The following is a 1,895-nucleotide window of genomic DNA, read 5'->3' as shown; positions in this document are numbered from 1 at the left end:
AGCAAATCACGCGCCGTCAACGACACCCCGACCGAACAGGAGGCCACCCCCGCGGCACTGACCGCCTGAACCATTAACTCGAAGAATCACACGACAGGCGTCGTACACCACGCCCCTGGACTTGACCACCCCTATAAGGGGTGGTGGGTTCCGTGATTGGGGTGCTTGTGATCATCGTGATTGCTTGCGTGATTGCTCTACCTGCGGTTTTGCTGGTCGCGTGATTGGCGTGACGACTGCGTGATTGCTATCGGCCTCGAAAAGTGCGTGATTGCTCTGACCTGCGGGTTTACCTCTTTCCGTTATTGGGCGTGATTGGGAAACCTCAGCGAGAAACCAGGCGCTACGGGCCTTCCCGCCGTGCTCATTGGTGCGTCCGTCGAGCCGCACCAGCACGCCCGCGGTGGCCAGCTGGTCGAGCCTGCGGCGCGCCTTCTCGATGTCGGCGCGGCCAGGTGAGGACTTCTCAGTGATGGCAGCTGCGGCGTCTCTGGCCGTCAGACCGTCAACGCCGCTGGCCCTCACCAGATCAACGAGGTCGACGGAGTGCTCGATGGTGAGGACGCCAGCGGCCTGGTCGTGCAGCAGTCGGTACGGGCCGACTTCCTCGGCGGGCTGCTTGATGTGGCGGAACGAAACGATCGGGTCACCAGGATCGCCGTTGAGTAGCACGATGCTGCCGCAACCGGAGGTCAGCCATGTCGAGCCGTAGACGTCATCGACTGACGGCACAGCCGGCCCCTGCGGGTTCCGCTTCTTCGTGTGGTGCAGCTCCAACAGCTGGCAGCCTTGCGTCAGCAGGTGCTGACGAGCTCGATTCCACTGTGCGCCAACTGCATCCTCGGAAAGGCGGACAGCGGCATCTTTGAGAGAGTCGACGATGACCACGCCAGCGTCGTAGTAGTCGGCCATGCGCGCGAGCAGTGCAGGATTGGCGGCCAAGTCGCGCGGCGGCGGCCCTGACCATACGGTGAGCTGTTTGGCGAGTGTGTGCCTGTCGCATTCCCTGAATACACGACCGGCGGCCCGCGCGATCTGCTTGGGCCGGTCCATGGCGAGATACAGTATGCGGCAATCTATTTCGTGAATCGGCAAGCCGATCAGACTGCCGTCGCCGAGGCCAAGGAGTTCGCGCACGATGAGAATCGCGATGCTGGTCTTCCCCAGGCCCTGCCCTCCTGCGATCATGAGAGCTTCGCCAGCGGGCCAGATCACCTGGGCATCGCGGCCCCACAGTGCTGGGATGCCGGCGGGTTGGTCCAGGACGAATGTTGCGCCATCAACGGCGGTCTCTGGCTCGTGGCGTGGGCCGTCCTCGGGCCGGCCCAGCGCTTGTGAATCGTCGAGGCCATCGAACGTTGGCAGTGAGGTCGGGGGTGGCCGGTCGCGTCGGTGCCGCTCGACGGCATCGAGTGCGCGTTGCTTGACGTGTTCATCGGTCATGCGATGGCGCCGCCGGTCAGCTCGTGGAGCCGTTCGGCGAAGGCGCGATCAGCACCACCGCGCCGCCAAAGCGCCTGCAACACCTCAAGCTCGAGCAGCGGCACATCACCGCCGTCGAGGATGTGTTGGGCCGCGTCACGGCCGGCGTCGATCATGCGGGCCGACAGCGGCGGCTCGGTGCAGCGGCAAGGCCATAAGTCACGGCAGCCGCAATCGAGTGGGACGACACGCTGGCGGCCGGCGTGTCGACGCTTCCAAGCGGCGACGCCGCTATGCTGAGGGAAGTCCGTCGCCGTGGACCTTGAAGCCGCCTCGTTCCCCCCGGGTGTTGACCGTCTCTCGGGATGACGATCACGGGGTATGTGGACGTCATTGAGCGTGCTGATGTGGCCTGTGCCGCCGTTGTCGAATTGATCTTGTTCGTGTGCACCGTCAGTGTGACGAGGAACTGA

General features: G+C 64.3%; 2 protein-coding genes. Both read right to left on the bottom strand.

The genetic code is table 11. The annotated features are described in order from the left end of the window. Nucleotides 1-171: 171 nt before the first annotated feature. Nucleotides 172-1,443, bottom strand: a complete 1,272-nt coding sequence (locus ACTWP6_RS30150) for an AAA family ATPase (protein ID WP_443189626.1) — start codon at nucleotides 1,441-1,443, stop codon at nucleotides 172-174. Next, on the bottom strand, nucleotides 1,440-1,598 hold the full coding sequence (locus ACTWP6_RS30145; RefSeq protein ID WP_165804706.1) for a hypothetical protein: 159 nt from the start codon (nucleotides 1,596-1,598) through the stop codon (nucleotides 1,440-1,442). Before ACTWP6_RS30145 ends, ACTWP6_RS30150 begins: the two co-directional genes overlap by 4 nt. Nucleotides 1,599-1,895: the final 297 nt, after the last annotated feature.

Origin of the sequence: Mycobacterium sp. 4D054, from assembly GCF_052245755.1 — a bacterium.
Taxonomy (GTDB): domain Bacteria; phylum Actinomycetota; class Actinomycetes; order Mycobacteriales; family Mycobacteriaceae; genus Mycobacterium.
The sequence above is the reverse complement of the archived record's forward strand: the minus strand, read 5'-3'. Positions and strand labels throughout refer to the sequence as shown.

Coding starts and splice junctions, on each gene's coding strand:
- ACTWP6_RS30150 (WP_443189626.1), bottom strand. CDS start 1,443: ATGACCGATGAACACGTCAAGCAACGCGCACTCGATGCCGTCGAGCGG.
- ACTWP6_RS30145 (WP_165804706.1), bottom strand. CDS start 1,598: ATGATCGACGCCGGCCGTGACGCGGCCCAACACATCCTCGACGGCGGT.